This is a genomic window from Aminobacter niigataensis (assembly GCF_014200015.1).
GTDB classification, from domain to species: domain Bacteria; phylum Pseudomonadota; class Alphaproteobacteria; order Rhizobiales; family Rhizobiaceae; genus Aminobacter; species Aminobacter niigataensis.
Genome location: NZ_JACHOT010000004.1, coordinates 93164 through 113311, shown reverse-complemented (window position 1 = coordinate 113311; position 20148 = coordinate 93164). Strand labels below are relative to the sequence as shown.

At 64.8% G+C, this 20148-nt stretch carries 20 protein-coding genes and 1 tRNA gene; 2 read left to right on the top strand and 19 right to left on the bottom strand.

Annotated features, from left to right (window positions below; translation table 11 throughout):
* Positions 1 to 125: 125 nt before the first annotated feature.
* The 12 genes from GGQ99_RS15735 to GGQ99_RS15680 form a co-directional block, all read right to left on the bottom strand.
* On the bottom strand, positions 126 to 2060 hold the full coding sequence (locus tag GGQ99_RS15735) for a GtrA family protein (RefSeq protein ID WP_183263271.1): 1935 nt from the start codon (positions 2058 to 2060) through the stop codon (positions 126 to 128).
* Positions 2061 to 2107: 47 nt separating this feature from the next.
* A complete protein-coding gene (locus GGQ99_RS15730; RefSeq protein ID WP_343061743.1) occupies positions 2108 to 3136 on the bottom strand; it encodes a glycosyltransferase family 2 protein in 1029 nt (342 codons plus the stop codon).
* A 304-nt stretch (positions 3137 to 3440) separates the two neighbouring features.
* Positions 3441 to 3525, bottom strand: a tRNA-Leu gene (locus GGQ99_RS15725).
* Between the two features lie 180 nt (positions 3526 to 3705).
* Positions 3706 to 4323, bottom strand: coding sequence for a 2,3-bisphosphoglycerate-dependent phosphoglycerate mutase (locus tag GGQ99_RS15720; RefSeq protein WP_108606043.1), 618 nt, complete (start codon positions 4321 to 4323; stop codon positions 3706 to 3708).
* 38 nt (positions 4324 to 4361) lie between these two features.
* Entirely contained in the window at positions 4362 to 5171 is an 810-nt protein-coding gene (gene dapB, locus GGQ99_RS15715; protein ID WP_183263270.1) for a 4-hydroxy-tetrahydrodipicolinate reductase, read from the bottom strand.
* Positions 5168 to 7009 carry an ABC transporter ATP-binding protein gene (locus tag GGQ99_RS15710; protein WP_183263481.1) on the bottom strand — a complete coding sequence of 614 codons (1842 nt, stop codon included), beginning with the start codon at positions 7007 to 7009 and terminating at the stop codon, positions 5168 to 5170. Before GGQ99_RS15710 ends, dapB begins: the two co-directional genes overlap by 4 nt.
* Before the next feature lie 96 nt (positions 7010 to 7105).
* Positions 7106 to 8128 carry a glucokinase gene (locus GGQ99_RS15705; protein WP_183263269.1) on the bottom strand — a complete coding sequence of 341 codons (1023 nt, stop codon included), beginning with the start codon at positions 8126 to 8128 and terminating at the stop codon, positions 7106 to 7108.
* A 26-nt stretch (positions 8129 to 8154) separates the two neighbouring features.
* Entirely contained in the window at positions 8155 to 8538 is a 384-nt protein-coding gene (locus tag GGQ99_RS15700; protein ID WP_108606039.1) for a methylglyoxal synthase, read from the bottom strand.
* A 104-nt stretch (positions 8539 to 8642) separates the two neighbouring features.
* Positions 8643 to 9743 (bottom strand): penicillin-insensitive murein endopeptidase, encoded by a 1101-nt coding sequence (gene mepA / locus GGQ99_RS15695; protein WP_183263268.1) that lies wholly within the window; start codon positions 9741 to 9743, stop codon positions 8643 to 8645.
* Between the two features lie 98 nt (positions 9744 to 9841).
* Positions 9842 to 10756: an SDR family oxidoreductase gene (locus GGQ99_RS15690; RefSeq protein WP_183263267.1), complete on the bottom strand. Its 915-nt coding sequence runs from the start codon at positions 10754 to 10756 to the stop codon at positions 9842 to 9844.
* Positions 10753 to 11916, bottom strand: a complete 1164-nt coding sequence (gene queG / locus GGQ99_RS15685; RefSeq protein WP_183263266.1) for a tRNA epoxyqueuosine(34) reductase QueG — start codon at positions 11914 to 11916, stop codon at positions 10753 to 10755. The genes GGQ99_RS15690 and queG overlap by 4 nt, the downstream gene beginning before the upstream one ends.
* The gene (locus GGQ99_RS15680; RefSeq protein ID WP_108606036.1) at positions 11897 to 12589 is read right to left on the bottom strand and encodes a glutathione S-transferase family protein; all 693 of its coding nucleotides are present in this window, start codon (positions 12587 to 12589) and stop codon (positions 11897 to 11899) included. The genes queG and GGQ99_RS15680 overlap by 20 nt, the downstream gene beginning before the upstream one ends.
* Positions 12590 to 12750: 161 nt before the next feature.
* Here GGQ99_RS15680 and GGQ99_RS15675 point away from each other — a divergent pair, with 161 nt between their 5' ends.
* A complete protein-coding gene (locus GGQ99_RS15675; protein WP_183263265.1) occupies positions 12751 to 13557 on the top strand; it encodes an undecaprenyl-diphosphate phosphatase in 807 nt (268 codons plus the stop codon).
* Between the two features lie 114 nt (positions 13558 to 13671).
* On the opposite strand, the gene GGQ99_RS15670 is transcribed toward GGQ99_RS15675, so the two are convergent.
* Both GGQ99_RS15670 and GGQ99_RS15665 read right to left on the bottom strand, forming a co-directional pair.
* Entirely contained in the window at positions 13672 to 14646 is a 975-nt protein-coding gene (locus GGQ99_RS15670; protein ID WP_108606034.1) for a complex I NDUFA9 subunit family protein, read from the bottom strand.
* Positions 14647 to 14785: 139 nt separating this feature from the next.
* A complete protein-coding gene (locus GGQ99_RS15665) occupies positions 14786 to 15244 on the bottom strand; it encodes a DoxX family protein (RefSeq protein WP_183263264.1) in 459 nt (152 codons plus the stop codon).
* Between the two features lie 202 nt (positions 15245 to 15446).
* Here GGQ99_RS15665 and GGQ99_RS15660 point away from each other — a divergent pair, with 202 nt between their 5' ends.
* Positions 15447 to 15644 (top strand): CsbD family protein, encoded by a 198-nt coding sequence (locus GGQ99_RS15660; protein WP_108606033.1) that lies wholly within the window; start codon positions 15447 to 15449, stop codon positions 15642 to 15644.
* A 167-nt stretch (positions 15645 to 15811) separates the two neighbouring features.
* On the opposite strand, the gene GGQ99_RS15655 is transcribed toward GGQ99_RS15660, so the two are convergent.
* The 5 genes from GGQ99_RS15655 to GGQ99_RS15635 all read right to left on the bottom strand — a co-directional run bounded on the left by GGQ99_RS15655 (position 15812) and on the right by GGQ99_RS15635 (position 20117).
* Positions 15812 to 16195, bottom strand: a complete 384-nt coding sequence (locus tag GGQ99_RS15655; RefSeq protein WP_183263263.1) for a hypothetical protein — start codon at positions 16193 to 16195, stop codon at positions 15812 to 15814.
* 342 nt (positions 16196 to 16537) lie between these two features.
* On the bottom strand, positions 16538 to 17563 hold the full coding sequence (locus tag GGQ99_RS15650; RefSeq protein WP_183263262.1) for an Ldh family oxidoreductase: 1026 nt from the start codon (positions 17561 to 17563) through the stop codon (positions 16538 to 16540).
* Between the two features lie 4 nt (positions 17564 to 17567).
* Positions 17568 to 18377, bottom strand: a complete 810-nt coding sequence (locus GGQ99_RS15645) for an ABC transporter permease (RefSeq protein ID WP_183263261.1) — start codon at positions 18375 to 18377, stop codon at positions 17568 to 17570.
* Positions 18374 to 19042, bottom strand: a complete 669-nt coding sequence (locus GGQ99_RS15640) for an ABC transporter permease (RefSeq protein ID WP_343061742.1) — start codon at positions 19040 to 19042, stop codon at positions 18374 to 18376. The genes GGQ99_RS15645 and GGQ99_RS15640 overlap by 4 nt, the downstream gene beginning before the upstream one ends.
* 295 nt (positions 19043 to 19337) lie before the next feature.
* Entirely contained in the window at positions 19338 to 20117 is a 780-nt protein-coding gene (locus GGQ99_RS15635; RefSeq protein ID WP_183263260.1) for a transporter substrate-binding domain-containing protein, read from the bottom strand.
* Positions 20118 to 20148: the final 31 nt, after the last annotated feature.

Sequence of the window (20148 nt, the reverse complement as noted above, 5' to 3'; positions counted from 1 at the left end):
CGACCATTCGGACGATGATCGAGGGAGAGACTGCGGGTAGCAGGCCAGTGCCAAATGCGCGTGGCGCTCGATCGGGATGGCTCAAGGCCTGTATTTAGGCCGGGGCGAAAAAGCCGATTGCATGGCTAATAGATGGTTCGGCAGCCCACCGGACGCTCCGGCTGCCAATCAGCAGCCTTCTTGTAAGACGTGTAGATGACGCTTTTCCTGTCCAGGGAGTAGTTGGCGAAAAGGCGCTCGAAGTCCTTGTCCTCCCTGAAGAATTCCAGGATGTCGAAGCCGGGAGATTTCGACAGGCGGAAGTCGTCCACCAAGATGATATCAGGCACATTGCACCGAAGGTCCTCGACGGTCTGGCGCCGAATGTCGTTTGCCAGGGCGGCGAGTTCCGGCGTCAGGCTGCCGTATTTTTTTTCGTGTTCGGACATGGCAAGCACCATCCAGAAGGCGAAATAGCGCGATGGCCATTTGAGTCCGGCCTTCTCCACCGTGGGCCAGAAGTTGGTCGGATGTGCCGTCAGCATCATTGTTGCCGTTCCGGGCCTGCTGTCGCGCAGCAGGTCACGAACGGTGGCCTCGGTGACATTCTTGTAGGGACCGGCGGCGAGGCTGACGATCAAGGGGAGGAGGGTGCAGACGACGAGAGCGGCGTTTGCAGGAAGCGTAACACTCCTCCAGCGGTGCCTCTGCCAGAGAGGGGCGACGGCGAAGAACAACAGCGCAGTCGTCGGAACCGAATGGTACCGCCAGCCTTTCTGCTGCGCGAAATAGGCGAAGCTGAAGGCCAGCGCAGCCAGCGCGGAAGCGAATGTCAGCGAAGGCAGCGTGCTCCTTTGCTGCCACAACACAATGCCCGACAGCGCCCAGACGGCTATGAACGGCCGCAGGAACTGCTTGAGAAAAGATACCTCATAGCCGTCATAGGCGATGCTCACCATCGGCACCATGGTCGTCAGGAAATCCGGCGCAAGCAGGACGACGGCGACACCATAGCTGGCGGCGCCGGCCGACAGAATCGCGGTTTCGGCACGAACGGGCGTCCAGTTTCGCCGCAGCCTGTAGATGAGCCAGAGCTCGAGCAGCAGCGGCACCAGCACGAAATAGTGTTTCAAGGCAAAGCCAGATGCCGCCAACAGTCCGGTAGCGGCAGCAACCTTCCAGTCCGTGGGGAGGTTGTCGGCGCGCCTCGCAATCAAAGCCAGGTAGGGGATGGCGCCGATAGCTGCCAAGTGCTCGCGTTGTGCAAATTCCTGAATGGGAATTATGACCAGTGCAAGAAATGCGGTGACAAGCAGAGTTGCGCGCGTCGCGGGGGAAGTGTCCGTCAGGAGGATGGACAACAACGCAAGTGCAGCCGCAATGAGGAGAAACACCGCCGCGACAATGGCCTGCACCGACGGGATGTCGAGTGCCTGCGCGGTCCATTCCACTGGAGTGGCCATCCAGAACCACAGAGGTGGGTTCAGTTCCAGAATATCCCTGTACAGCACGGCGCCGCCAAGCATTTGGCGGGCGATCCACATCTGCCATACCACGTCGAGGGAAACTGCGATGTTCCGGAGCATAAGATAAGCAGCCAACAAGCCCAGGAAGATGGCTGCTTCCGGCCAACGCTCTGTCGAGAGCGTGTAGTCTCTGCGTTCCTTGCTCTGTAATCCCGAGCGTGGAACGAACACGAAATGTGCGGATCCGAGGTAGAAGGTGATCGAATAGACGCCGATGCCGGCGAGGTGGGTCAATGGGTTGTCGACAATGCCACCAGCCCGTGCCGCCATCACGACGGCAAGGTTCGCCGCATAGGCGATGGCAAAGCTGATCGCATATCTCCACACCACACCCGGCTGATATCCGGCCGTCCGATCGAATGTCCAAAGGCTGTTGAGGACGAAGCTCAGAAGCAGGCCTGCTGCGAAGCCAGTGACATTCGCCATGAAATCGCCGAAGCCAAGCTTCAGCAATGCCAATATGATGCCGAATCCGAGTGCCGTGTTCAGCAGACCAACGGCCCCGTATCTGAGGACACGCTGCAGTTCAAACAGCGGTTTCGATCGGGTGGACACTATGCTGCGCTCCGAAAAGAATATCTGTGGCGGCGTGCCGGCCGGTCTCAGGCACGGAGCGCTTCCTTGACCAGTTGTTGAAGATTGCGAGCGCCCACGTCCTGTTCATCGGCGACTTCGCCCGAGATGACCTCGTTGACGATGTAGAGCGGCCGCCGCTTCGTCTCCATGTACATCCGGCCGAGATACTCGCCGAAGATGCCGAGCACCAGCAGTTGCACGCTGCCGAGGATGAGCACGATGGCAGCAAGGCTGGTCCAGCCGGGCAGGACGCTGCCCATCAACCACGAATAGAGGGTGTGGCCGAGCGTGAGCAGGCCGAGCACGCCGAAGGCCATGCCCAGATGCGACGCAAAGCGCAGGGGTGCGACGGAAAAGCTCGTCATGGCGTCGACTGCTAGCAGGATCATCTTGCGCAGCGGGTAATGGGTGGTGCCGGCAAAGCGGCGTTGGCGCTGGTAGGGGAAGGCGACCTGTTTCAGCCCGATCCAGCTCACCATGCCGCGGATGAAGCGGTAGCGCTCGGGCATCGCATTGAGGTGATCGAGCGCGCGGCGGCTCATCAGCCGGAAATCGCCAGTATCGGCGGCGATGTCGACATCGACCATCCGGCGCAGCAAACGATAGAAGATCGAGGCAGTGGCGAGCTTGAACCAGCCCTCGCCCTCGCGCATCTGGCGCTGGCCGTAGACGACGTCGAAGCCCTCGTCCATCTTAGCCATCAACCCGCCGAGCAGTTCCGGCGGATCCTGGAGATCGGCGTCGAGGATGAGGATGCGCCTGCCGCAGCAGAATTCCAGGCCGGCGCTGAGCGCGATCTGGTGGCCATAGTTGCGGGCAAGGTCTATCCCGACGATGTGACTGTCACGTGCTGCCAAGTTGAAGATCGCGTCACGGGTGCCGTCGGTCGACCCGTCGTTGACGAGTACGATCTCATAGGACTGGCCTGCCTGTGCCTGGCAGGATGCGGAAACGCGCCTGTAGAGCTCTCCAATGCCGTCGATTTCATTGTAACAGGGCACAACCACCGAAAGCGCGACCTGGCGCTGCCCGGACAGGTATTTTGGATCGGCCACCGCGCTACTCCCCCCAACTATTCGGTAGCAACGGTAAGTTGAATTGGTAACAAAACAAATAATGGCCGGATGCCAACTTGGCACGCGGTATGTAGTACTAGGCGTATTGAGATGATGCCGGCCTGCAACTGGCCTATACCTGCCCATGGGGGCCGCTCATCTGCGGCACGGCTCCAGGTTCTAGACACCCCAGAGGGTGTGTCGACTAGCCGAGCGGTCCGGCGCGGCAGAGCGATTGTGAAGGAAAGATCATTGTCGGTCGACGCATCGACCGACTGGTTCATCCGGTTGGTAGTCCGGATGATGGTGCCCAGAAGAGGACTCGAACCTCCACGCCTCGCGGCACACGGACCTGAACCGTGCGCGTCTACCAATTCCGCCATCTGGGCTGGTGGGCGCTGATGTAAGCGGGCGAAGCGACTGTGTCAACGCGCTTTTTCAGCTTTTGCCGACGAATGCTGCGACAGGCCGGAATTGTCGCGTTTGGCGTGCCGCATGACGTTGCGGCAGGCGGCGCGGTGCAGCCGGCAAAGGGGCGGGAGCCGCGAATCGGCGGCTCCCGTGTCGGCTCAGGCCAGCACTTCCTTGGAAGCGACGGTCGAATCGGCGTTGAGCTTGTAGACGATCGGCACGCCGGTTCCGAGTTCGAGCTTGACGATGTCCGGGCCCGAAATGCCTTCAAGCGCCATGATCAGCGCGCGCAGCGAATTGCCGTGCGCAGCGACCAGCACCGTGCCGCCGGAGAGCACATGCGGCTGCATGTCGTGCATGTAATAGGGCCAGACGCGCGCGCCGGTGTCCTTCAGGCTCTCACCGCCGGGCGGCGGGGTGTCGTAGGAGCGGCGCCAGACGTGGACCTGCTCCTCGCCCCACTTGGCGCGGGCATCGTCCTTGTTGAGGCCGTTGAGGTCGCCGTAGTCGCGTTCGTTGAGTGCCTGGTTGCGGATCGTCTTGAGGTCGCTCTGGCCGGTGGCGTCGAGGATGTGCTGGCAGGTCTTCTGCGCGCGCATCAGCGCCGAGGTGAAGGCGATGTCGAACTTCAGGCCGCGCGCCCTGAGCTTCTGTCCGGCGGCCTTGGCTTCGGCGGTGCCCTGCTCGGTCAGGTCGACGTCGCGCCAGCCGGTGAACAGGTTCTTCAGGTTCCATTCGCTCTGGCCGTGACGGACGAGCACGAGAGTACCGGACATTTTAGCTCCCTTGAGGTGGGTGAGGACGATGGATTGATCTACAAGCCAAGCACGTCGCGCATCGAATACAGGCCGGGCTTGCGGCCATGCGCCCACAGCGCTGCCTTGACCGCACCGCGGGCGAAGATCGTGCGATCCTCGGCCTGATGCGACATGGTGATGCGTTCGCCGGTGCCGGCGAGGATGACGGAATGGTCGCCGACAACCGAGCCGCCGCGCAGCGTGGCAAAGCCGATGGTGCCCGCCTCGCGCACGCCGGTATGGCCGTCACGCACGCGCACGCTCTTCTCGGCCAGCGCGATCTTGCGGCCTTCGGCTGCGGCCTCGCCGAGAAGCAGGGCCGTGCCCGAAGGCGCGTCGACCTTGTGGCGGTGATGCATTTCCAGCACCTCGATGTCGAAGTCGCCGGGCCCGAGCGCCTGCGCCGCCTTCTCGACCAGGACGGCGAGCAGGTTGACGCCGAGGCTCATGTTGCCCGACTTGACGATGGTGGCATGGCGCGCGGCAGCGGCGATCCTGGCATCGTCTTCGGCCGCGCAGCCGGTGGTGCCGATGATGTGGGCGATGCGCGCCTGGGCGGCATAGCCGGCGAATTCGACGGTCGCCGCCGGTGCGGTGAAGTCGAGCACGCCGTCAGCCTTGGCGAAGGCCGCCAGCGGGTCGTCTGATATCGCGACATTGATGGTGCCGATGCCCGCGAGCTCGCCGGCATCCTTGCCGAGATAGGGCGAGCCGCTGCGCTCGATGGCGCCGACGACGCGGACGCCCTCCATCGTGTGTACGGTGCGCAGCAGCACCTGACCCATCCGGCCGGCGGCGCCGACCACAACCAGACCCATGTCGCTCATCGCAAGCTCCCTGCGGCAGCGCTGGCGCGCTGCGGCTCCTCTTTTTTCGTCTCGCCTGTATCGTCCACCAGACCGAGCCCGGCTTCGTCGTGCAGATTGTGAAACCGGGCATAGACGCTGTTGGGATCGGCCATCAAGTCCGCATGCGTGCCTTGCTCGACCAGCCGGCCCTGATCGAGCACGACGATATGGTCGGCGCTGACCACGGTCGAGAGCCGATGGGCGATGACGATGGTGGTGCGCCCCTGCATGACGGTCGAAAGTGCCGCCTGTACCCGCGCTTCGGATTCATTGTCGAGCGCGGAGGTCGCCTCGTCGAGCAGCAAGATCGGCGCCTTGCGGACGAGCGCCCGGGCGATGGAGATGCGCTGGCGCTGGCCGCCCGAAAGCGAGGCGCCGCTTTCGCCGACCGGCGTGTCGTAGCCATCGGGCTGCTGGCGGATGAACTCGTCGGCGAAGGCCTGCTCGGCCGCCAGACGGATCTCGTCGTCCGTGGCGCCGGCGCGGCCGTAGCGGATATTGTCGGCGATTGTGCCTTCGAACAAATAGGGGTGCTGCGAGACATAGGCGATCGACTGGCGCAGCGAACGCTTGGTGACGTGGGCGATGTCCTGGCCGTCGATCTCGATGCGGCCGCCGTCGACGTCGTAGAAGCGCTGCAGCAGTGCGATCAGCGTCGACTTGCCGGCACCCGAGGCGCCGACGATTGCGGTCGTCTTGCCGCCGGCTGCGGTGAAGCTCACCTCATGCAGGACCGGCATGTCCGGCCCATAGGAGAAGGAGACGGCTTCGAAGCGGATATCGCCCTTGCCGACCTTGAGAGCGCCTGCATCGGGAGTGTCTTCCTGGCGCGGCTCAGTGTCGAGGATCTCGTAGATCATGCGGGCATTGACCAGCGCGCGCTCGAGCCCGACCTGGGTGCGGGCAAGGCGGCGGGCGGGGTCGTAGGCGAGCAACAACGCGGTGATGAAGGAAAAGACCGCGCCGGGCGGCTGTGCGCCCATGGTCGAGCGGTAGCCGGCATAGGCGATGACTGTGGCAACGACGACGCCGGCCAGCGTTTCGGAGATCGGCGACAGCCGTTCCGAAACCCGGGCGATCTTGTTGGAGCGCGCTTCGACGTCGCTGACCAGAGCGTCCATCCGCTTTGACAGCTGGTCTTCCATGGTGAAGGCCTTGACGATGGCAACGCCCTGAACAGCTTCCTGCACCGCGCCGAACAGCCTCGAATTGACCAGGATGGCCTCGCGGTTGAGCCTGCGCAGCCGCCGCATCAGATGGCCGACGAGGAGCACCAGCGGCGGGCCGATCAGGAAGGCGATCATCGACAGCACCGGGTCTTGGTAGACCATGACGCCGACGAGGGCGACCAGCGAAACCGCGTCGCGGGCGATCGAGGTGACGGTGATGTTGAGCAGGTCGCGCACGCCGCCGACATTCTGGTTGATCTGCGCGACGAGCTGGGACGACCGCTGGGCCGAGAAGAAGTCCATGCCGAGCTTCATCAGGTGGTCGAAGATGCGGCGCTGGTAGCGGGCGACGAGATTGTTGCCGATCTTGGCGAGTATGACCGCCTGGCCATAGGTGGCGATGCCGCGCAGCGCGAAGGATGCGAGGATCGCCAGCGAGATCAAGGCGATGAGGTCGGCGCGCTGGCGGTAGAAGATCTCGTCGATGACGTCGCGCATGATCCAGGCGGTAAAGGCCGTGGTGCCGGCGATGACGAGCAGGAACAGCGCGGCGAGCCCGTATTGCCAGGCGTAGGCGCGGCCATTCTCGGCGGCGACACGCCGGATCACGCCGACGATCTCGCCGCGCGAGGCCTTGGCCTTTTCCATCTGGGCTGTGGTCAAACAGGTAGTCCTGTCGCTACGCGAAAACTGCGCCCCTCATAGAGCATGACGCCGGCGGGGGAAACCGCCTTTTGGCCGCGGCTAGGCGCGCCAGCGCCGGTCTCCGGTTTCGATGCCGAACAAGGAGGGGGTGCGGGCGTAGGCCGCAAGCCCGGCAAGCGCCGCGAGAGGGTGGGTGATGACATAGACAGGCATCGAGGCCATCAGTTCGCGATGCGGCGCCTTGTCCTCGAAGGCCTTGCGGAAGTTGCCCTGCTTCAGCGCCGGCACGATCTTCTGGGCGATGCCGCCTGTCAGGAAGACGCCGCCCTTGCTCTTGAACACCAGCGCCAGGTCGCCGGCGGTGCGGCCGAGGCAGGTCACGAACAGCGACAGCGCTTCCTCGGCGATGGGATCGCTGCCGGCGAGAGCCGCCGCCGTGACCTGTGCCGGCTGGGTGAGCGTGGGCGTCTTGCCGTCGGCGAGGGCGACGGCGCGGTAGGTGTTGACCAGCCCGCGGCCGCACAGGATCTGCTCACCCGAAATGCGGCCTTCGAGCTTTTCGAGATGCGGGAAGACCTCGAAGTCGCGCTGGGAACGCGGGCCGATATCCATGTGACCGCCTTCGCCGGGCACCGGAATCCAGCGTCCCAGGGCATGGATCAGGCCGGCGACGCCAAGGCCTGTGCCCGGCCCGAGCACGACGCGCCCGGCGCCCTCTTCCGGCTCGCCGGAGCCGATCTTTTCCATGTGGTCGTCACCCAGCGCCACGACCGCGAGCGCCTGGGCCTCGAAGTCGTTGAGCACCAGGATGTCGGTCAGCCCGATGGTCGCAAACATCTGCTTGGGACGCACCACCCAGGGGCAATTGGTGAGCGCGATCTCGTCGCCCTCGACCGGGCCGGCGACGGCAAGCACCGCCGAGCGCGGCTTGACCGGCGCGCCGTCGAGCACGGCGAGGATGGCGTCGTCGATGTTGGCATAGCTGGCAGTCTGGACGATGCGCGGCTCGCCGGCATCCTTGTCGGCGCTCTCGACGATGGCGAAGCGCGCATTCGTGCCGCCGATGTCGCCGATCAGGATCGGGAACGGGAGAGCCTGCGCCTGGTCGCTCTGATGTGACATTCCCGGTTCCGTCCCTGCGTCGGCGTTCAGCCGTTCTCTTGATTCTCGAGCATGATCTCGGCCGTCGCCCGGTTCAACGCCATGGGAATGTCGTAGACGATGGCAAGCCGCATCAATGCCTTCACGTCGACGTCATGCGGCATCGGCGTCAGCGGATCAACGAAGAAAATCAACTGGTCGATCTTGCCCTCGCTGATCAGGGCGCCAATCTGCTGGTCGCCGCCAAGCGGCCCGCTCTTCAGTGGCGTCAGGTTGAGGCCCGGGCAGGCGGCGAGGATGCGCTGCCCGGTGGTGCCGGTGGCGACGATATGGCAGGTCTTCAGGAACTCGACATGGTCGGCTGCGAAAGCGACCAGGTCGTCCTTCTTCTCGTCATGGGCGATCAGGGCGAGACGCGATGCAGGGGTCACACGAGTTCATCCGGAAGAATTAAATCGGTTGAAATCCATAGACCGATTTCCATGCTTTTGGAAGCGACATGGCATCGGCCCGATCGGCAGGTTGCAGTCCGTCCCTACTGCGTCTTCGGGCGCGGACGCGGCAGCGGAATGTCGACCGAAGGCCGGGGTGCGAAGGCGTTTGCCGCAGCCGGCGTGCCGTCATCGGTGATGACGGGCGTGTCCGCGACTTCCGGTTGTTCAGGTGCCGGAGCGGCCACGACCGCGGTCGGTGCGCCACCCTTGCCGTGGAAGGTCACGGCGGCCTCATTGGCGGGCGAGGGGGCGTCGAGTACGGCGCGGCATTCCTTGGGCAGGCTCGCCATCGTCATGATGTCGCGCGCCTTGGGCTTCGCAGGACCGGTGGCCGGGCGCCATGGTTCCTCAGTGAACCACCAGGCCAGCGACTTGTCGCAGCCGTCGCCGCGTGGCGTCGGATCCTGCTCCTTGCAGCCTTTCGAGCCGGGCTGGCAGCCGATGCGGACGTGGAAATGGTAGTCGTGGCCCCAGAACGGCCGGACCTTGCGCAACCACGAACGATCGCCGGTGACTGTTTCGCAGAGCTTTTGCTTGATGCCCGGATTGACCAGGATGCGCTCGACTTCCGGATAGCTGGCGGCGCGTTCGAGCAGGCGCGTATGTGCCGGCGTCCAGCGCTTTTCGATGACGCGGTGGGTCTTTTCGTTGACCATCGAGACCGCACTCATGTTCTCGCGCTCGGTCGGCGACAGCCTGCGGTCCGGCATCGGCGTGAGCCAGATGTCGGCGTCGAGGCCGATCTGGTGCGAGGCGTGACCGGTCAGCATCGGGCCGCCGCGCGGCTGCGAGATATCGCCGATCAGGAGGCCGGGCCAACCGTCGGCGGTGGCCTCGCGCGACAGCTTTTCGATCAGCGCGATCATCTTGGGATGGCCCCAGCGCCGGTTGCGCGACAGGCGCATGGCCTGCCAGGTCGGTCCGTCGGTGGCGATTGCCAGTCCGCCGGAGAAGCAGCCCTTGGAGTAGAAGCCGTAGGAGCGCGCGGCAACCGCCGCCGGCAGCCTCTTGTTGCCGAACAGGTCCTTGGCGAGTTCCGCAGCACTTGCGGCCTGCATGTCGAGACCGACAAGGCCAAGGGCGGCGAACGCCATGGCGAGCCGCGCCGCCTTGCCCAGAATTCTACTGAAAAATGCCGTCATGGAGTTTTGTCCTCTCCGCCAGCTTGGGCTGCCACGGTTACCGAATGGTAAATTCCGGCGCCCGCACCCCAGTCATTTCGCTGTGCGACCGACCCCGCTCAGCCTTGCCTTATCGGACTGCGCCTGTCGCTTTTCCCTTCGCCGCGCCAGCTGCCGTCGGCCCACATCCGGTCGAATGCGGCCCGGTAGTCCGGGAAGCGGAACTCATATCCCGTGGCCCGAATCTCGGTGTTGGCGACACGCTTGTTCTCGCCATAGAAGGACCGTGCCATGGGCGAAAGTTGGGCAGTCTCGAAGGGAATTTCCGGTGGCGCATCGACGCCCATCAGCGCGGCGGCATAGCTCACCACATCCTGCGGCGGCGCCGGCTCGTCATCGGTGACGTTGTAGATGCCGCCACGGTCGGCGTCGAGCAGGTGCCAGAGCGCACCCGAGATGTCGTCGACATGGATGCGGTTGAACACCTGGTCCTTCTTGATCAGGCGCTTTGCGGTGCCATTCTCGAGATTGACGAAGGCGTTGCGTCCCGGGCCGTAGATGCCCGACAGGCGCAGGATCGCGACCGGCCGGCCAACCTCCTCGCCGAGTTCGTGCCAAGCCTGCTCGGTGTCGAGCCGGGCCTGCGAGCGGCCCGGCTTGGGCCGGCATTCGGCGGTCTCGTCGATCCATTTGCCGCCATGGTCGCCATAGACGCCGACGGTCGAGAGATAGCCGATCCAGCGCAGCGCCGGCATGTGGTGGAGGATGGCGTCGCGGGCGACGTCGAGCACGGGGTCGCCGTCGGCGCCGGGTGCTGCCGATACCACCAACTGCGTGGTCTCGGCGAGCCTGGCGCGAATTTCGGACGTCAGATGCCCGTCGAACAACAGCGGCTCGATGGCTGCGGCCTCGAGGCCGGCAAATTTCTCGACCGTGCGGGTCGTGCCGGAGACGCGGACGCCCTGTGGCCGGTCCCGGGCGAAGGCCTTGCCGGAATAACCGGCACCGAAGATGAAGATGTTCTGCTGGGTCATGCCTGCGTCCATGCGGGTTCAGACTGCGTGAGGGCCGCCTGCCATTCGGCTATCACGTCTTGTTCGGTTTCGACCTTCAGCGCCTGATGCGCAAGAGCCGAAACGGCTTCCGGCCCGGCAAGACGCGACAGCGCCCAGACGGCGGCGCCCCTGACCAGCGGCGCAGCGTCGCCGAGCAGAGCCTGGCAAGGCGCGATCAGCGACCTGTCGCCCGAATTGCCCGCGGCGACCAGCACGTTGCGGACGAAGCGGTCGCGGCCGATGCGCTTGACCGGCGATCCGGAGAAGAAGATTCGGAACGCCGCGTCGTCCAGCGACAGCAGTTCGGCAAGGCGCGGCTGGCGCAGGTCGTCGCGGGCGGCGAGCTTCTGCTCCGAGGCCGCCTGGGCGAACTTGTTCCACGGGCAGGCGGCGAGGCAGTCGTCGCAGCCATAGATGCGGTTGCCGATCTTTTTGCGGAATTCGAGCGGGATCGGACCCTTGTTCTCGATGGTCAGGTAGGAGATGCAGCGCCGGGCATCGAGCCTGTAGGGCGCCGGGAAGGCATCGGTCGGGCAGGCGTCGAGGCAGGCGCGGCAGGAGCCGCAATGGTCGATCTCGGCCTCGTCGGGTGCAAGTTCGGCGGTGGTGAAGATCGTGCCGAGGAACAGCCAGGAGCCGAATTCGCGGCTGACCAGATTGGTGTGCTTGCCCTGCCAGCCGAGCCCGGCCGCCTCGGCCAGCGGTTTTTCCATGACCGGAGCGGTGTCGACGAACACCTTCACGTCGCAGCCTGCGCGGGCGACGATTTTGCCGGCGATCTCCTTCAGCCGGCCCTTCATGACGTCGTGATAGTCGCGGTTGCGGGCATAGACCGAGATCGCGGCACGGTCGGGCATTTCCTGAAGAGTTCGAGGGTCCGTGTCGGGGCCGTAGTTCATGGCCAGGACGATGATCGAGCGCACCTCGGGCCACAGCACGGAAGGTTCGGCGCGGCGCTCCAGCGTCTCGGCCATCCAGCCCATCGAGCCGTGCAGGCCTTCCTCGACGAACTGGGCGAGGCGGGCAGGGGCGAGCGGGATGGCGTCGGGCCGCGTGACGGCGACGGCGGCGAAGCCGGCGCGTTGGGCCTCGCGCTCGATCAGCTGGCGCAGCGCCGTATCAGAAATCGAGGTCCGCATAATGCGATGCCGGGGTCAGGCCGCGTACCCGGTCGGCGAGCAGCGGCCGGAAGGATGGCCGCGACTTGACCCTGGTGTACCATTCGCGCGCCGATGAATGTTCGCGCCAGTCGATTTCGCCGAGATAGTCGAGCACCGACAGCGAGGCCGCCGCGGCAAGGTCGGCATAGGTGATGCGCGTACCGGCGAGCCAGTGGCGCGTGCCGGCCAGCCAGTTGGTGTATTTCATGTGCTGGCGGATATTGGCGCGCGCCGCGCGGATCGCCGCCGAATCGGGCGAACCGCCGCCGGCCGATTCGGGCATATGCGGCTTCAGCACGCGCTCGCGCACCAGGTGACGGGTCACTTCGCTATCGGTCTTGGTCAGGTACCAGTCGGTGAGGCGGCGGATCTCGGCGCGCTCCATCGGGTCTTCGGCGAACAGCCGGCGCTCGCGCTTCAGCACGCCGCGGGTCTCGTCGATATATTCGGAGATGATCATCGCGCCGACGATCGGAACGTCGCCTTCGGCCAGCAGCACCGGCAGTGTTCCCGCCGGATTGAGCGACAGGAATTCCTTGCGCCGCGCCCACGGCTTCTCTTCGATCAGGGCCAATTCTTCGCCATATTCGCCGAACGCCAGGCGGACGAAGCGGCATGTGGCGAACATCGGGTGGTGGAAAAGCGTCAGCATGGTCCTGCGAAATTTCGTGATCGGTGGCGCTCTGGCGAATCGCTTGCCGCGCCGCTAGAGCTTCTGGGCCCGGCGCACCGGGCTCTCGGGCGACCCGACCTATAGGGTGAGTTCCGCCCCATGACAAGCAATCGCGAATGAACGATCCCGCGGGGACCGGAATGGAAAGCCAGACTATCATCGACGCGCTGCTGCTCGGACTGCTCGAGGGGCTCACCGAATTCATCCCGGTCTCCTCGACCGGCCACATCCTGCTGGCCGGGCATTTCCTCGGCTTCAACTCGACCGGCAAGACCTTCGAGATTCTGATCCAGCTCGGCGCTATCCTGGCGATCCTGTCGGTCTACTGGGCGCGGTTGTGGCGGATGCTGGTCGACCTGCCGCGCGACCCGCAGACGCAGCGTTTCGTCGCAGGCATCCTGATCGCCTTCCTGCCGGCGGCACTGATCGGCGCGTTGGCGCACGACTTCATCAAGACGGTGCTGTTCGAATCGCCGCGGCTGATCTGCATCATGCTGATCCTCGGCGGTATCGTGCTGCTGTTTCTCGACAAGCTCGACCTCAAGCCGCGCTATGGCGACGTCACCAATTTTCCGCTCTCTGTCTATCTCAAGATCGGCCTGTTCCAGTGCCTGGCGATGATCCCCGGCACCTCGCGCTCGGGTGCCACCATCGTCGGTTCGCTGCTGATGGGGGTGGAGAAGCGCGCCGCCGCCGAATTCTCGTTCTTCCTGGCCATGCCGACCATGGCGGGCGCCTTTGCCTTCGATCTCTACAAGAACCGCGACATCCTTTCGGCAGCCGACCTGCCGATCATCGGCGTCGGCTTCCTTGCTGCCTTCCTGACTGCGCTGTTCGTGGTGCGCCATTTGCTCGATTACGTCTCGCGCAACGGCTACGCGCTGTTCGGCTGGTGGCGGCTGCTGGTCGGCAGCGTCGGGTTGATCGCGCTGATAGTCTGGGGCTGAGAACCCGCCCCCTCAGCCCGCGGCGCAATAGCTCAAGCACCACGACCGTGATGGCGCTCGTGGTGCCGCTTGCGCAAATTTTCCTGGAGAAGGCGCTGACGCGCCCTCAGCCGGTCAGGCTTCCGTCCTGCGGGTAAACTGGCCAGCAGCGCGGTAGCGCCAGAGGTAGCTCGGCAGGATCGAGGCCGTGGTCTTGGGTGCGATGCCGACGGCGGCGATGGTGCGGCCTTCGTCCTGCGCTGCCTTGGACACGACGTTGTCGGAGCGCAGCAGCGTGACCTGGTCCTTGGTCAGCAGCGGGTTGGGCAGAAGGCCGAGGATCGATGCCTGCAGATTGGCAGCCCACCACGGTACCGGGACCAGGTTGCGCTTGCGGTCGATGACCTCGAGAATCTGTTCCATGCACTGCTTGAAGCTCAGCACCTGCGGGCCACCGAGCTCATAGATGGTGCCGCCCTTGACCTTGCCGTCGACGGCGCGCGCGATGGCCTCGGCAACGTCGCCGACATAGATCGGCTGGAAGCGGGTTTCACCGCCGCCGATCAGCGGCAGCACCGGTGAGAAACGCGCCATGTTGGCAAAGCGGTTGAAGAAGCCGTCCTCGGGACCGAAGACGATCGACGGCCGGTAGATCACTGCCTCGGGCAGGGTCGCCAGGACCGCCTTTTCGCCGCGCGCCTTGGTCTGGGCGTAGATCGAGTGCGAGTTTTCGTTGGCGCCGAGCGCCGAGACATGTGTCAGCGAAGCGCCGACGGCGCGTGCGGCCTCGGCCACGGCACGGGCGCCGAACTCCTGGACCGTGGAGAAACGCTGGCGGCCGCCTTCATGCAGGATGCCGACGAGATTGACGACATGCGATGCGCCCTGGACGGCGCGGTCGACCGACCAGCGCACGCGCAGGTTGGCCTGGACCGGCTGGATCTGGCCGACATTGCCGAGCGGCTGCAGATGGAAGGCGAGGTCGGGGCGGCGGCAGGCGACACGCACCAGATACCCGCGCTTGGCCAGCGCCCGCACGACATGCCGGCCGAGGAAGCCTGAGCCGCCGAATACGGTCACGAGTTGCGGGGTCTGCAGAATTTCAGTCATCGCTGGCTCCGGTCGCCAAAAGGGGCAGGGATGTCAGCGTTCTTAGCCCGTTTCGCGGAAAAGGCAATCATCGAGGCTCCATGCGGAGCGGCCCGCGCCGATCTGGCGCGGGCTTGTGGTTTGCCTTGGGAGGCAGGGTCTAGAATTCGCGGCCGAGGCGGGCGTCGACCGAGTGGCGATTACCGCCACGGATTGCGAAGAACAGGAAGATCGCCGCCCAGATGATCGACTTTTCGGCGCCCTGGTAGCCCTGGCCCATGGTGATCCAGTGGAACCAGACGGTCACCAGCAGCACGAACATGGCCGCAAAGGATGCCGGGCGGGTGAACAGGCCGATGGCGATCAGGATGCCGCCGAAGAACTCGGTGCATGACAACAGCAGCGACCAGAAGGCGCCGGGGTAGAAGCCGAGGCCCTCGACCATGCCGGCTGCGCCGAACGGGTCGGAAATCTTGCCGAGGCCGTGCGTGACCAGGGCAACGCCGGCAACGACACGCAGGATCGTTTCGGCAGAATCGTGCAGGTTCGAATAAAGGCCGCGGAGCGCGGTGATGAAAAGTCGGCGGCCGGAATTTTCGGTCGTCAGGGTCAAGGACATGTCTCCGATTGCGGGGCTATGTTCGAAAAATGTTGCAATGCACCAACGCCGCAAGGCTGCCGTCACAGTCAAGTCAACAAGGTTTGATGAAAAGATGATTGACACATTCATGTTTTGCAAAATTTGGGAACCCGACCGGCGGCAGGGCGTTGAAACACCAGTGCGGCGGACCTGTCGTGCCAAATCCCAAAAGGAGAACGCGATGAATTGGAACCAGATCGAAGGCAATTGGGAGCAGTTCAAGGGTAAGGTTCAGGCCCAGTGGGGCAAGCTGACCGACGATGATCTCGACGTCATCAAGGGCAAGCGGACCGAACTCGCCGGCAGGCTGCAAGCCCGCTACGGCCAGGCGCAGGAAGAGGCCGAAAAGGACATCGACACCTGGCTTTCGCGCCACTGAACCGTCTCTGAGCAGCACGGTCGCCTTGAGCGGCAGACGAAGCCCCGCCGCGAGCGGGGCTTTTTCGTTGCCTAGGCGCCAACGCAGAAAACCCCGCGATATGCGGGGTTTTCCGGATGGCAGAATGCGGGCGACCGACGCTCGAGCGAGGCCGACGCCTCACGACATCAGGAGGGTTCCCGGCAAGTCTTGCCACCCCAACCCTGCTGGCCCGACATGTTGCCACCTGCGGCCTTGCAGTCCTGGATGAACTTGGTGTTGCAATCCGGGAACTTGCTCGAGCCGTTCTTGCAGTACTTGTCTTCGGTCACGCCGTCATTGCCCGACGAGGCCTTGCCGCTCGGACCAGACGGCTTGTCGTTGTCAGGGGCATCCGAGATGTCGCCGGGACCCGAAGGGCCATTGCCGCCCGGTGCGTCGGAGATATCGCTCGGGCCCGACGGACGGTCGCCGCCGCCCGAGCCGGCCGAGAAACCGCCGGCGGCGTTGGCGCTGCCGATGGCGCCGGCAAGCAGCAGAACGGCGGTCAGGATGGTGATCTTGGTTTTCATGGTCATTTTCCCTTTTCGAGGTTGCGTTTCGGGGCCGCGGAAACGCTCTGGTTTCCACGTCGGAACGATCTTTCGGTTTGGGTTCCCCCCGGTTGATCGGGCGAGCTCAACTCGCCCTGGACATGACTGGGTCGCAGCGATCAGGAGAAAGGTTCAAAGAGGGTTCGAATTATTTTCGCAGGGGTTTCGCGGGGTGGTTTCTGGGGCGCTGTGGGTTGTGGTTCTGGGCCACCGGAATAGCGGAGACCCGGGTATCCATCCGTGACGGTGAAACCACCGCTGCGGTCCAGGTTTGCTGTCCCGGTGGCGACGTCCCAAAGCGGAGTCGAAAACGCTCCTGGTTCAGTCAGCCTGCCGCGCGGAATATTCGCCGATACGGACGTGCAGGGCCACGGGGATCGTGATCCCCTCGACTTCGGAGCGGGCGCGGGCTGCGGCCTTTGCAGGACCGGGGATGTGGACGTGATACTGGCCGGACAACCGGTCGAGCTGCGTCCGCATGCGCGCCTCGAAGCCGGAATCGAACAGTTTCGGATCGAGTGCGACGATGAACAGGCCGGTGCCGGGCGACTCGTGGCCCGATGTGATCGACGGGGCGTCGACCGACCAGTTGGCGCCCGAGATGCCGGCAGCAAGCACCTCGACCATCAGCGCGATGTTGGCGCCCCGCGCCCCGCCGAAGGCGAGCAGAACGCCCTTCATCGCCTTCCTGGCGTCGGTCGTGGGTTTGCCCCTGGCGTCGAGCGCCCAGCCCTCGGGGATCTCCTCGCCGGCTTCGGCCGCCTTGCGCACATTGACGAAGGCGGTCGCGCTCGACGACTGGTCGATGATCAGCGGCGGGCCGTCGGCGGCAGGGGCTGCGAGCGAGATCGGGTTGGTGCAAAACACCGGCTTGGTCGAGCCGGAGCCGGCGACCAGCGCCGGGCCGTTGGTGGCAGCGAGCGCAACAAGGCCCGCTTCGGCGAGCCGGCCGGTGAAATAACCGAGCGAACCGCAGGTATAGGCATTCCTTTGCGAGAAGATGGTGACGCCGAACAGCCTGGCGGCCTTGGCGATGTCGTCGAAGTTGCGGTCGAAGCCGGTATGGCCCGCACCGCCCCGGGCGTCCGAGAGATAAATCGCCAGCGCCGGCCGGGTGACGACTGGTTCGGCCTTACCGTCGATGCGCCCGGCCTCCAGCGATTCGAGATAGTCGACATAGTGCGACAGCCCGACGCTCGCCTGGCCGTCGGCTTCGGCGGCAACCGCGGCAAGTGCGATCGACTGCGCCGTCTCTTCGCTGGCGCCGGCCCCGATGGCAGCTGATATGCAGAGCGCACGGGCTTCGTCGAGGCTGAGCGTGACCGTTTCTGTCTTTGTCTGCGGCATAGGCTTATCCCAGTCTGGCCGGTATCCTCGCCTCCAGCTTGCGGAAGGCGAAGACGAGAATGCCCGTGATGATCAGATAAATCAGGGCGAGCAGCAACAGCGGCTCGTAGACGATGAACGTGTCCTGGCGGACGCGCGAAGCGACCGCATAGATGTCGATGACGGTGATGGTGGCGACCAGCGGCGTGGCCTTGAGCTGGAGCACAGTTTCGCCGGCAAGCGTCGGCAGGGCGCGGTGGATGGCCTGGGGCAGCCAGATGCGGCGGAAGCGTTTCCATGGGCTCATGCCGAAGGCGCGGGCGGCCTCCAGTTGCCCCCTCGGCACGCCGGCGAAGGCACCGCGCATCACCTCACCCTCATAGGCGGCGTAGGACAAGGTCAGCGCCACGACGGCATAAGGCCAGGCCTGCCTGAGGATCGGCCATAGCTCCGACTGCCTGATCCAGGGAAAATGCGGGAACAGCGAGCCGAGACCGTAATAAAGCAGCCAGAGCTGCAGCAGCAGCGGCGTGCCGCGGATGACCGTGCAGAAGGCCTTGGCTGGCCAGGCCAGCCAGAACGGCCCGGCAGCCTGGGCGAGGCCGAGCGGAACGGCGAGCATGAAGCCGAGCACCACGGTGACGACGAGAATCCAGATGGTGCGCCAGATGCCGAGCAGCGCCAGGTCGTAATAATTAGGCAGCCAGTCCCAGCGCATGAACAAGATCGCCGATAGCACCAGTGCCGCGGCAATCGCGATCAGCACGATGCGGTGCGGCTGCAGCCATTCCGAGCGGGTGGCGGGCGTTGTAGTGGCTGGAGCGGCAGCACTCATCGGCCGGACTCCGCGACCGGCGGCATGCCGCGCCGCGCCCAGCGCTCGATGCGGCCGATAATGACGTTGGAGAACAGCGTCAGCAGCAGATAGAGCACGCCGGCGGCGACGAAGAAGGTGAAATAGGCCTTTGTCGTGGCGCCGGCCTGGCGGGTTTCCTGGGTCAGCTCGTTGAAGCCGACGACGGCGAGCAGGGCGGTGTCCTTGGTGGCGATGAGCCAGAGATTGGCGAGGCCGGGAATGGCGAAGGGCAGCATCGCCGGCAGCGTGATCCGGCGCAGCATCTTGCCCGGCGGCATGCCGTAGGCGCGGGCCGCCTCGATCTGACCCTGCGGTATCGCGAGGATGGCGCCGCGGATGACTTCGGTGGCATAGGCGCCCTGGACGATGCCGAGCACGCCGATGCCGGCGGCAAGCCCTGAAATGTCGACGGGAGCGTAGCCGAAGCTGTCGAGCGCACGGTTGATGAGGTCGGTGCCGGCGTAATAGAGCAGCAGGATCAGCACCAGCTCGGGCACGGCACGCACGACGGTGGTGTAGATCTCCATCAGGTCGCGCACCACAGGGCTGCCATAGAGCTTGCCCCAGGCGCCGGCGATGCCGATGGCGAGGCCGAGCCCGAAGGCGCCCAGGGCGATCTGGACGGAGTTTGCGAGCCCGCGCAAAAGATTGGCGCCCCAGCCGGGCGGCGAGATGGCGAGCAGCTCGACAGCGCTTGTCTGCAGCAGCGGGTTCAGCAGGTGCTCGATATCAGTGGTCCTTGGTGCGGGATGGGACGACGTCGTTCCCCTCCCCCTTGTGGGGAGGGGTTAGGGTGGGGGTGCAGCGCTCCACCCGGTTGTCCGCCGGATTGCCGAGGAAACGGACCCCCACCCTTTATCCCTCCCCACAAGGGGGAGGGTGGGCGTCGGCGTCGCGCCTGATCCGGTGCTGGCGCAAGGCCGGATCTGCACGCCCCCCTCACTTGCCGTAGATGTCGAAGTCGAAATATTTCTTGGCGATCTCGGCGTATTTGCCGCTGTCACGCAGCGACTTGATGGCGGCATTGAATTTGTCCTTGAGCTCCGTGTCGCCCTGGCGCAGGCCGACGCCGACGCCCGGCCCGAGGATTTCGACGTCTTCGGCGACATCGCCCTTCATGTCGCAGCAGGCCTTGCCCGCATCGGTGGCGAGGAATGTGGCGAGCGAAAGAGAATCCGCCTGCACCGCGTCGACACGGCCGGCTGCAAGGTCGGCCTGGGCCTCGTCCTGGGTCTGGTAGATCTTGATCTCCGAGGCGCTGTCGGCGAAGTGCTTCTTGGCGTAGGCCTCGTGCACCGTCGACACCTGCACGCCGATGATCTTGCCCTTGAGGCCCTCGGTCGTGGCATCGAACTTGACGTCCTTGGAGCCGATGATGCCGGCCGGGGTGTTGTAATACTTGTCCGAGAAATCGATCGACTTCTTGCGCTCGTCGGTGATCGACATCGAGTTGATGATGGCGTCGATCTTCTTGGAGTTGAGCGCCGGGATCAGGCCGTCCCAGGCGGTCATCGTCACCTCGCATTGCAGCTTCGCCTCGGCGCAAAGAGCGTCGATCATCTCCATTTCCCAGCCGCCCCATTTGCCCGAAGCGTCGGGTGAGGCGAAGGGCGGGTAGGGTTCGGGTGCCATGCCGACCTTGATCGCCTGGGCGCCGGCGCTTCCCGCGCTCAAGCCAAGGACCAGTGCCAAGGCCGCAGTTGCAAGCAGTGCTTTCATGCTGTCTCTCCCGTTTGTCGTTGTTCTTGAT